This window comes from Frankia canadensis, assembly GCF_900197875.1.
GTDB lineage: Bacteria > Actinomycetota > Actinomycetes > Frankiales > Frankiaceae > Frankia > Frankia canadensis.
Genome location: NZ_FZMO01000147.1, coordinates 1 through 9,737 on the forward strand (window position 1 = coordinate 1; position 9,737 = coordinate 9,737).

Sequence of the window (9,737 nt, forward strand, 5' to 3'; positions counted from 1 at the left end):
GGGGCGGGCAGGCTGGGGGGAGCGACCTCGACGAACACGGCTCAGGCCGCCGGGTTCGTCGTCGGGGTGACGCTGCGGATGAACTCCATCCACTCGGCCGCGTCCCGGTTGTACAGCTCGCCGCAGTCCTCCAGCGGCACGGCCGTCGCGACGAACTGGCCGTCGATCAGGTCGATGCGGCTGAACCCGCCGGTGGTCAGGCCGCGGTGCCGCCCGGCCGGCGGCAGGCCGTCGACCTGGTAGGCGAGGGCCGGGCAGATCCACACCGGGATGCCGGCGATGGAGCCCGCGCCGGCGTGGTGGGAGTGCCCGGACAGCACCATCCGCACGTCCGAACCGTCGATCACCTTGGCGAGGCGCTGCGCCGAGGCGAGGCGCAGCAGGTGGGCGGTCGGGACGGGGGAGGGCAGCGGCGGGTGGTGGACGACGAGCAGGGTGCCGCGCGGTGCCGGCGTGTCGAGCACCTCCGCCAGCCAGCCGAGCTGGGCGTCGGTGAGCCAGCCGTCGTGCCGGCCCGGCGTCGTCGAGTCGAGCACGACGATCCGCAGGCCGTTGATGTCATGGACCAGGTCGCAGGGGTCCTCGGGAAGCCCGGTGCTGGCCGCAGGCGAGCCGGCGCCCGAGCCCGTCCCCGTGCTCGCGCCGGGTGCCGAGGCGCAGGGGGCGCCGCCGAGCAGCTCGGCGCGGAAGGGCGCGCGCTCGTCGTGGTTGCCCATCGCGTACACGACGGGGGCGCCGAGCCGCTCGGCCAGCGGTTCGATCACGGAGCGCAGCCGGTGGTAGGCCTCGGGTGCGCCGTCGTTGGCGAGATCCCCGGTGAGCAGGATCCCGGCGACCGGACCGGATGAGGCGGCCACCGCGGCGGCGACCGTCTCCAGCAGGGCAAAGGTATCGATCCGGTCATGCACCAACTGGCCGCGAGGGACGAGGTGAGTGTCACTCACCTGGATCAGGGTCAACTCGGCCGGTCCGGTCGTCGTCATCGGGAATCAGGCCTTCGGCATGAGGGCGGCCCCCTGCTTCAGGGCCGCTGTGAGGGTGGACTGCGGGTCAGCGCCCTGATAGACGGACCGTTCGACGGCGTCCATCATCCCGTCGCGGACCTGCAGGTAGCTGTTGCCGGGGATGGACACCCACGGCTCCATCTTGTCGAGCTGGGCGATGTTCGGAACGATCAGCGGGTTCGCCTTGGCCCAGGCCTGCAGGTAGGCCGGGTCGTCGACGAGACCGGTCCGCAGCGGCAGATAACCGATCTTGCTGGAGATCTCGGTGTAGGCGTCCTCGCTGGTCAGGAACTTGATGAGCTCCCAGCCGGCCCGCTGCTTGGCGGGGTCCTTGGACAGGACGAACAGGGACGCGCCGGAGTTCGTGGCGATCGCGGGCTTCGAGCCGTAGCTCGGCATCCGGGCGGCGCGCAGGTCCCAGTTGCCGCCCTTGGCACCCTTGACGAACGTCGCCTGGATGGAGCTGGTCTCCAGGAACATGCCGATCTCACCGCGAGCGAAGCTCTCGTAGGCCTGCTTCTGGCTGAGGACCGGGGTCAGGCCCTCCTTGACGTAGCGCTGCGCGTCCTGGACCACCTGCACGGCCGGGGCCTGGTCGTAGGTGAGCGTGGTGCGGTCCGAGGAGATGACCCGGCCGCCGTTGGAGCGGACCAGGCTCTGGAAGCACCAGTCCTTGGCGGTCTTGGTGAGGCAGTCGAGGTAGAGGCCCTTGCTGCCGGTCTTCTCGACGATCGTCTTGGCGGCCGTCTCGGCATCCGCCCAGGTCGTCGGCGGCTTCGACGGGTCGAGGCCCGCCTTGGTGAACAGCGAGGCGTTGTAGTAGAGCACCGGGGTGGAGAAGACGAACGGGACGCCGTAGGTCTTGCCGTCCCAGTCGGCGAGGGTCCGCGCGGTGGGCGCGTACGGGTACTTCGCGCCGTCGAAGTTCTTCTGGACGGCGTCCTTGCCGAACAGGTCATCCAGCGGCTTCGCGCCGAGCGAGTGGATGGTGAAGTCGAGGTCGCTGAAGCCGACCTGGGCGACGTCCGGCGGGGAGCCGGCGGCGATCTGGCTCTGGATGCTCGAGATCGTGTCGGTCGCCGGGTTGGGGCTCGAGCCCTTCGGCTTCTGCGCCGTGACGGAGATGTTCGGGTGCGCCTTCTCGAACTTGCCGATCAGGTCGTTGAACGTGTTCGTCCAGGCGCCGGCCTGGCCGAAGTTGTAGCTCTCAAAGACGATCGAGACCTTCTGGTCCTTGCCGAGCTCGGGAACCCGGGTGGAGGCGCTGGTCTGCTCGTCCCCGCCGGGGGAGCCACAGGCGGCCAGGACGGACACGGCGGTCGCGGCCGCCAGCGTCACCAGTGACAGTGATCGGCGGGTGAACGGTCTTCTCACGGGTCGCTCCTCGGCGGCGTGAAAGGTGGGGCGGCGTGGCGAAACGAGACGTGGAGACGAACGGTGTGACGGTGTGCGTGTGGTGCCTGGGTGCCTGGGTGCCTGGGTGCCGGGTGTGCCTGGGATGCCAGGGAGCGCCTGGCCGGTCCCGCCGCGCGTCGGGTCAGGTGGTGACGGGCACCCGGGCGGCGGGAATCGAGGTGTGCTGGTCCGGCCGCCAGACGAGGCGGCGCCCCGACTCGCGGTCGAACAGGTGGGTGTGCTCGGGGCGCACGTGCAGGGCGACGGTGTCGCCGGCGGTGAGCCCGGCGGGGCGGCGTACTCGCACCCGGACCTCGCCGTCGCCGACGACGACGTGCGCGATCTCCTCGCTGCCGAGGTTCTCGACGGTGCGCACCGTGCCGCGCAGCGCCGCGGCCGCCGCGTCCGGTCCCGCCGAGCCGTTCTGTCCGGCCGAGCCGTTCTGCCCCGCCGCCGCGTCCGGGCCGATGGTGGCCGTCAGGTGCTCGGGGCGGACACCGAGCAGCACCGCGCGGCCCGCGGACGGGTCGGTGCCGCCGTCGGCGGTGCGGGGCACCTCGATGCCCAGCGGCGCGTCGACGCCCGCGGCGACGGCGTGCAGCCGGCCGTCCCGGCTGGCGATGTCGGCGGGGATCAGGTTCATCGGCGGCGAGCCGAGGAATCCGGCGACGAACGCCGAGGCCGGCACGTCGTACACCTCGGCCGGCGTCCCGACCTGCTCGAGGCGGCCCCGGTTGAGCACGGCCACCGACGTCGCCATCGTCATCGCCTCGACCTGGTCGTGGGTGACGTAGACGAAGGTGCGCCCGAGCCGGCGGTGCAGGTCGGTGATCTCGGTGCGGGTGGCGGTGCGCAGCTGGGCGTCGAGGTTCGACAGGGGCTCGTCCATGAGGAACGCGCCGGGGTCGCGGACCAGCGCGCGCCCGAGCGCGACCCGCTGGCGCTGACCGCCGGACAGCTCCCGCGGCCGCCGGTCGAGCAGGGCCGACAGGTCCAGGATCTGCGCCACCTCGGCGACCCGGGCGCGGATCTCGGCGCGCGGGCGGCGCCGCGCCCGCAGCGGGAAGCCGATGTTGCGGGCCACCGTCAGATGCGGGTAGAGCGCGTAGCTCTGGAACACCATCGCCAGGTCACGGCCGCGGGCCGGCGTGTCGGTGACGTCCCGGTCATCGACGAGGATGCGGCCCTCGCTGGGGGCGATCAGACCGGCGATGGTGCGCAGCAGCGTCGACTTTCCGCAGCCACTGGGCCCGAGCAGCACGAGGAAGTCGCCGTCGGCGATGTCAAGGCTGACGCCGTCGACGGCCGCCGTGTCACCATAGCGACGGGTGACGTTCCGGACCGTGATACGACTCACTGACTCCCCCTGACGTCCCGGGCGCTTCCAGCGCGAGATCCCGTCATCGATGAACTTCCGCGCCCGAACCGTGTACGTGCCGAGTATTTCGGTGTCGACGAGCAGCTGAAGTTCAGCATGGCTCGGTGTATTTGCGGTGAACGGATCACGGCTAAAACGTCCGTGACCGCCCCTCATTGGAGTTTTGAATGACACGAAAGGACATCGTCGCGGCAGCGTCGGGCGCCGCCGCCGTGCGCTATGCCGGGCCCGTGCCGGGCACCCGGCGTTCACGGATCCAGGCGGCCACCGCCGGGCCGATGACGGCGGCGTCCTTCACCCAGGCGAAATGGTCGCGGTGGGCGACGCCGCTGGCGGCGGTGATGTGCCAGCGATCCAGCCGCGCGTTCGGCATCCGGCCGCACAGGAAGTCCACGTTCGACTTCGGCCCCAGCCGGTCCTCGTCCAGCGAGATGGCCAGCACCGGAATGTCGAGCTCGGCGAGCAGCCGGTCGTAGTCGCGGGTGGTGCCACGGGGTCGGTAGCGGCTCGTGCGGGAATGCCGCGCCCAGTCGGTCATCACCCGCCCCGGCATCGCACCGCCGATGAGCATGCCGCCCGGCCAGTACCCGCGCACCCGTGCGACCAGGCCGATCGTCTGGATCGAGTACAGCGCCTCCGCCCAGCGCCGCCACCCGAACGCCTTCCAGTAGACGGTCCCCGTCCCGATCACGCAGACACCGGCGACCTGGCCGCCGCCATCGCCGTCCCGGCCGGCGGTGGCGCGGGCCTCGCCGGCCGCGGCGGCGGCGTGCAGCAGACCGACCTGACCGCCCAGGCTGTGGCAGAACAGATGGGGTCGCACACCCGGGAAGCGGGACGCCACCGCGGCCAGCACCCGGGGCAGGTCGACCTCGATGAGCTCGCGATAGCCGAACGTCGGCTGGTCGTGTAGCCCCGGGCGTGCCTCGCCCTGCGCGCGCAGGTCGGTCGTCACCACGGACAGCCCGGCGGCACGCAGTGCCTTCGCGATCGGCAGGTAGAACTTCGCCTTGAGCGCCATCGCTGGCAGGATCAACACCACCGGCGCCGCCGGGTCATCGGCCGGCAGCACCCGCAGCACGAACGAGACACCGCCCTCGCTCGGCACGGTGATCGACTCCAGCGCGGCGAACTCGCCACCGTCCCGGCCCTTGCCGCCTCCAGGGGCTGTCCCGGCCGGCGCCGCTCCAGCCGCTGCCGTCGCGTCCGCCGCGATAGGGCTGGGCGTGGGTGTCGTCTCGGTCATGGCGCGGGGGTCGCGGTGGCGGCGACCATCTCGGCGACGTAGGCGAAGCGGAAGGTGGCGATCTGCCCGCCGGAGGCGTCCCACAGTTGCGCCTTGCCGTCGAGCTCGACCCGCTGGCCCGGGGTGGCGGCGAGCACCTGGCGCACGCCCCGCTCCTCCACGGTGGCGACCGCGCGCACCAGGCCGCGGCCCGGCCGGCGGAACGACGACCAGCTGTCGCGCACGACGAGCCAGGCCACCTCCCCGATCCGCGCGGCCGTCGCGCCGACGAACGCACAGGCCCCGGCGATGTCGGCGGCGAGGAACTGGGCGCCGGCGTGCACCGTGCCCATCTGGTTGGTCAGCTCGGCGCGGTCGGGGATCTCCACCACGGCGTGCTCCGCGTCGACCTCGGTCACCTCGACGCCGACGAACGCGCCGAACGGCACCACCTGGTTGGCCAGGCGCCGGATGTGCTCGAAGTCCGGGATGGCCGCGCCCGGCCGGGCGAAGGCGGCGAACGCGGACGCGTTCGGAGCCAGGACTGACGGGTTGCTCACCGTGTTCTCCCAAGGGATGGGTCCGACCAACCGATGGGTCCGACCAACGGATGGGTCCGACCAGCGGATAGGTCCGACCAGCGGATGGGTCCGACCAACGGGTGGTCGGACGTGGAACGGGTGGTCAGGCGCGGCGGCCGACGCGGCGGAACACGCGCCGGGCCACCGAGGCCCGCAGCACCTCGGACGGCCCCTCGTAGATGCGGAAGGCGCGTGCCTCGACGAGGAACCGGGCGACGAGGTAGTCCTCGCAGACGCCGAGCCCGCCGAACAGCTGCACCGAGCGGTCGAGCACCCGCCACACCGCCTCGGAGACGAACGTCTTCGCGATGGACGCGCCGTGGCGGGCCGCCGAGCTGGTGGCGCCGAGCTCGTCGAGGGTCGCGGCGGTGGCGTGGACGAGCGCCCGCGCCGCCGCGATGTCGATCTCGTTGTCGGCGACGAGCCCCTGGGCCAGTCCGTGCTCGGCGATCGGGACACCGAACGCGTGCCGTTCGGTGATGTAGGTCGCCGACAGGGTGTGCGCGCGGTTCGCCAGGCCCAGCCAGTTCATGCAGAACGTCAGCCGGGACGGGGCGAGCCGGGCACTGGCGTACTCCAGGCCGAGACCGACCTCGCCGAGCACGGTGGAGCCCGGGACCCGGCAGTCGTCGAACACGACCTCGCAGTGCCCGCCCGGGGCACTGGAGAAGTCCAGGGTCGGCATCCGGCGCACCACCCGCATGCCCGGGTTGTCACCGTCCACCAGGAACATCGTCGGGCCGACGTCGGTGCGGGCCACCGCGATCGTGAACCCCGCGCCGTCCGCGCCGGTGGTCAGGTGCTTCGCGCCGCTGATCGACCAGTCGCCGCCCACCCGGGTGGCGGTGGTGCGCAGCATGCCGGGGTCGGAGCCGGTGCCCGGCGCGGGCTCGGTCATCGCGATCGCCGAGCGGATCTCGCCGCTGGCCAGCGGGGCGAGATAGCGCTCCCGCTGCTCGGTGGTGCACGCGTCGTCGAGCAGGTGGATGTTGCCGTCGTCGGGCGCCCAGCAGTGCAGCGCCAGCGGTCCGACGAGGCTCTCGCCGGCGGCGCCGAGCACGTGGGCCTGCCCGCGGAAGTCGAGCCCGAGCCCGCCGTACTCGACCGGGGAGAGCGGCCCGAACACGCCGGCGGCGCGGGCGGCGGCGTTCAGCTCCAGGCGCAGCTCGTCGGTCACCGGCCGCCGGTCGACGATGATCTCCCGCTCGACGGGGATCACCGTCTCCCGCACGAACCGCGCCGTGCGCGCCGCCACCTCCAGCGCGGTGCCGCCGGCCGGGGCGGGTGGGGTCGGCAGGTGCGCCTCGCCCGGTTCGAGGAGGGTCTCGCTCACGGGTGTGCTCCCAAGGTCCGTCGGCGCGCCGTGTCCATGGGCTTCACCGAAGTCATTCCGGTGCGGCCGCGGCGGTCCCGGCGCACGGTGAAATTGCGCGGTGTGCCGAGCCATTGTTGCGACCACCCGACGTGTCGGTCGCCGGCCATCGGTGTTTTCGATGGGGTGATTGCCGTTGGATTGATCGAGGTTGTGAACGCGGGTGGCATGAGACGGTTTGCGAGTGACTTCCGCATCTCGCTGGACGGTCCTGCGGGTGGACGAGGCGACTCTGGCCGCTGAGGACGTGCTGGTCATCGCGCTGACGGACCCGCGGGGAGAAGCACTTGAGCGGTGGGAACCCGGCGCCCACATCGATATTCGACTGCCCGACGGAGAGATCCGTCAGTACTCCTTGTGCGGGGACCCGGACGATCTGGGTTCCTGGCGAATCGCGGTACTTCGCGAGGAAAACGGGCGAGGCGGGTCCCGGTACATCCATGAACGGGTCGTAGCCGGCACGGAAATAGCCGTCGGCCAGCCGAGAAACAATTTTCCGCTGGTTGACGGGGCTTCCTACCGGCTGCTGGCCGGCGGCATCGGCCTCACCCCGTTCCTGCCGATGATCCGCGAGCTCGCCCGCCGCGGTGCCGACTGGCGGCTCTACTACGGCGGTCGGGCCCGGGCGCGGATGGCCTTCCTGCCGGAACTCGCCGACCATCCGGACCGGGTCCACATCCTGCCCGAGGACACCCACGGGCTGCTGCCCGTGGCGCAGGTCGTCGACGAACTCGACACGGAATCCCGGCTGTACTGCTGCGGCCCCGAGGGCCTGCTCGACGCCGCCGAGAAGGCGTTCGCCGCCCGCGGCGTCGGCAGCCTGCACCTCGAGCGCTTCCGCCCCCGACCGCAGGACGAGGACGCCGAGCAGCGCGCCTTCGAGGTGCTGCTCGCCGGCTCCGGCCGACTCGTCAAGGTCAGGGCGGGGCAGTCCCTGCTCGACGCGCTCGACCGCGCCGGGCTCGACGTGCCGTCCTCCTGCCGGGAGGGCACCTGCGCGAGCTGCGAGACGCCCGTGCTCGCCGGCGAGGTCGACCACCGGGACTCGGTGCTCACCGACGACGAACGGGCCAGCAACGCCACGATGATGATCTGTGTGTCGCGGGCGCGCTCGGAGCGGCTGACCCTTGACCTCTGACCCCCGGCCAGGCGCCGCCTCCGCCCGCCCGTCCGCGTCCAGGCCCGCGTCCGCCGACACACCGATCTCCGCGCTCGGACCGGTGTCCGGGGACGCGGGGCACGCCGTCGTGCTCGGCGCGGGTGTCGCCGGCCTGCTCGCCGCCCGCGTCCTGACCGAGACGTTCGCCCAGGTCACCATCATCGACCGCGACGATCTGCCCGGCCTTTCCGCCGCCACCGGCCTTTCCGCCGCCACCGGCTCGCACGGCTCCACCGGCCCGCTGGGCTCCGCCGGCCGCGACGCCGACGGTTTCGCCGGCCTGACCGACCCGGCCGCGAGCGGGTTCGGCGATCGCCGTGGCGTGCCGCAGGCCCGCCATCTGCATGCGCTGATGGACCGGGGGCGGCAGATCGTCGAGGAGCTGCACCCCGGCATCGTCGACGAACTGGTCGCCGCCGGCGCGCCGACCAGCGAGGTACTCGTCGGCGGCCGCTACTACATGTACGGCCGGCGCCTCCATCCGACGTCGACCGGGCTGACCTCCGTGCTCGCGAGCCGTCCGCTGCTCGAACGCGTCCTGCTGGCGCGCACCTCCTGGCTGCCCGGTGTGCGCGTGCTCCCGCGCACCGCGGTCGCGGGCCTCGCCACCGTCGGCTCGGGCCCGTCCGTCCGCGTCGCCGGCGTGCGCCTGCGCGGCGGCCGGGACGGCTCCGACGACACCACCGTGCTGCCCGCCGAGCTCGTCGTCGACGCCAGCGGACGCAACTCCCGCAGCCAGGACTGGCTCGTCGCCGCCGGCCAGCAGCTTGCGCCCAGCTCGCGGGTCACCGTCGACCTCGGCTACTCGTCCCGGCTCTACGAGCGCCGCCCCGAGCACCTCGACGGCGAGAACAGCGTCATCGTCGCCACCGCGCCGGGACTGGTCGGCGCCGGCGTGGCCCGCACCGAGGACTCGCGCTGGATCGTGACGCTCGCCGGCCTGCTCGGCCAGCACCCGCCGACCGATGACGCCGGCTTCCTCGAGTTCGCCCACGCGCTGCCCGTCCCGGACGTCCACGACCTCATCAGCACGGCCAAGCCGCTCACCGACGCCGTCCCGTTCCGGTTCCGGGAGTCGGTGCGGCGTCACTTCGAGGCGCTGCGCCAGCCGCCGGAGGGCCTCGTCGTCCTCGGTGACGCGCTGTGCAGCTTCAACCCGCTCTACGCCCAGGGCATGACAGTGGCCGCCCAGCAGGCGCTGGTGCTGCGCGCGTCCCTCGCGGACGGCCTGCCCGGGCTCCCGCGCCGCTTCTACCAGGCGGTCGCGCCCGTCGTGGACGTCGCCTGGGACATGGCGACCTCCGCCGACCTGCGCTACTCGCAGGTGGTCGGCCGTCGCCGACTGCGGGGACGCATCACCGGGGGATACGCGGCCCGGGCTCAGCAGCGCGCGCACGGCGACCCCGTGGTCGCCCGCGCCCTGATGCGGGTGGTGAACCTTGTCGATCCACCCACCGCACTGCTGCGTCCGGCGCTGGCCGCGCGGGTGCTCACCCCCGGCAACCGCGGCGGCTGAACCGTCCCGGGCATCGCGCACCGCGGCCCGGGACGCACCACGACCATCGTCGAGGAGGAGACCTCATGGTCACCGTCCACCCCAATCCGTCCGCGGCCACCCACCCG

Annotated in this window: 8 protein-coding genes; 2 read left to right on the top strand and 6 right to left on the bottom strand. The window is 72.7% G+C overall.

Annotated elements, in window-relative coordinates; translation table 11 throughout:
- Window positions 1-41: 41 nt before the first annotated feature.
- The 6 genes from C1A33_RS13990 to C1A33_RS14015 form a co-directional block, all read right to left on the bottom strand.
- On the bottom strand, window positions 42-983 hold the full coding sequence (locus C1A33_RS13990) for a metallophosphoesterase (RefSeq protein WP_101831957.1): 942 nt from the start codon (window positions 981-983) through the stop codon (window positions 42-44).
- A 6-nt stretch (window positions 984-989) separates the two neighbouring features.
- Window positions 990-2,378, bottom strand: coding sequence for an ABC transporter substrate-binding protein (locus C1A33_RS13995; protein ID WP_101831958.1), 1,389 nt, complete (start codon window positions 2,376-2,378; stop codon window positions 990-992).
- A 163-nt stretch (window positions 2,379-2,541) separates the two neighbouring features.
- Window positions 2,542-3,756: an ABC transporter ATP-binding protein gene (locus tag C1A33_RS14000; RefSeq protein ID WP_101831959.1), complete on the bottom strand. Its 1,215-nt coding sequence runs from the start codon at window positions 3,754-3,756 to the stop codon at window positions 2,542-2,544.
- A gap of 238 nt (window positions 3,757-3,994) precedes the next feature.
- On the bottom strand, window positions 3,995-5,023 hold the full coding sequence (locus C1A33_RS14005; protein WP_115537951.1) for an alpha/beta hydrolase family protein: 1,029 nt from the start codon (window positions 5,021-5,023) through the stop codon (window positions 3,995-3,997).
- Window positions 5,020-5,562, bottom strand: coding sequence for a PaaI family thioesterase (locus C1A33_RS14010; protein WP_101831960.1), 543 nt, complete (start codon window positions 5,560-5,562; stop codon window positions 5,020-5,022). Before C1A33_RS14010 ends, C1A33_RS14005 begins: the two co-directional genes overlap by 4 nt.
- Before the next feature lie 124 nt (window positions 5,563-5,686).
- Window positions 5,687-6,916, bottom strand: a complete 1,230-nt coding sequence (locus C1A33_RS14015) for an acyl-CoA dehydrogenase family protein (protein WP_101831961.1) — start codon at window positions 6,914-6,916, stop codon at window positions 5,687-5,689.
- A gap of 223 nt (window positions 6,917-7,139) precedes the next feature.
- Here C1A33_RS14015 and C1A33_RS14020 point away from each other — a divergent pair, with 223 nt between their 5' ends.
- Together C1A33_RS14020 and C1A33_RS14025 are read left to right on the top strand one after the other, a co-directional pair.
- A complete protein-coding gene (locus C1A33_RS14020) occupies window positions 7,140-8,093 on the top strand; it encodes a PDR/VanB family oxidoreductase (protein ID WP_243407529.1) in 954 nt (317 codons plus the stop codon).
- Window positions 8,083-9,630 carry an FAD-dependent oxidoreductase gene (locus C1A33_RS14025; protein ID WP_243407530.1) on the top strand — a complete coding sequence of 516 codons (1,548 nt, stop codon included), beginning with the start codon at window positions 8,083-8,085 and terminating at the stop codon, window positions 9,628-9,630. The genes C1A33_RS14020 and C1A33_RS14025 overlap by 11 nt, the downstream gene beginning before the upstream one ends.
- Window positions 9,631-9,737: the final 107 nt, after the last annotated feature.

Coding starts and splice junctions, on each gene's coding strand:
- C1A33_RS13990 (WP_101831957.1), bottom strand. CDS start 983: ATGACGACGACCGGACCGGCCGAGTTGACCCTGATCCAGGTGAGTGAC.
- C1A33_RS14005 (WP_115537951.1), bottom strand. CDS start 5,023: ATGACCGAGACGACACCCACGCCCAGCCCTATCGCGGCGGACGCGACG.